General features: G+C 72.8%; 1 protein-coding gene. It reads left to right on the forward strand.

Annotation, left to right across the window (positions count from 1 at the left end):
• Window positions 1-545, forward strand: a 545-nt coding sequence (locus STRTUCAR8_RS17110) for a glycoside hydrolase family 6 protein (protein ID WP_044472354.1), incomplete at both ends; no start/stop codon positions are given.

A 545-nucleotide genomic window follows, 5' to 3' on the forward strand; every position in this document is an offset into this window, starting at 1 on the left:
GCAGACTGCTCGCCCTGACGGCAGCGCTCTCCTCACTGCCGCTGGCGCTCGCCGCCGCACCGTCCGCCCACGCGGCGGACCCGACGACCATGACCAACGGGTTCTACGCGGACCCCGACTCCAGTGCGAAGCGGTGGGCCGCCGCCAACCCCGGCGACGGCCGGACGTCCGCGATCAACGCCTCCATCGCGGGCACCCCGACGGCCCGCTGGTTCGGCTCCTGGAGCGGCACCATCGGCAACGCGACCGGCGCGTACGTGGGTGCCGCGGACGCCCGGGACAAGCTGCCCGTCCTTGTCGCCTACAACATCTACAACCGCGACTACTGCGGCGGGCACTCCGCGGGCGGAGCCTCCTCGGCGTCCGCCTACGCGAGCTGGATCGCCCAGTTCGCGGGCGGGATCGCGGCCCGCCCGGCCGTCGTCGTCCTCGAACCGGACTCCCTCGGGGACTACGGCTGCATGAACCAGGCCCAGATCAACGAGCGCAGGGCCATGCTCACCGGCGCCCTCTCCGAGTTCAACCGCCAGGCCCCCAACACCTGG

It is taken from the genome of Streptomyces turgidiscabies Car8, assembly GCF_000331005.1.
Taxonomy (GTDB): Bacteria; Actinomycetota; Actinomycetes; order Streptomycetales; family Streptomycetaceae; genus Streptomyces; species Streptomyces turgidiscabies.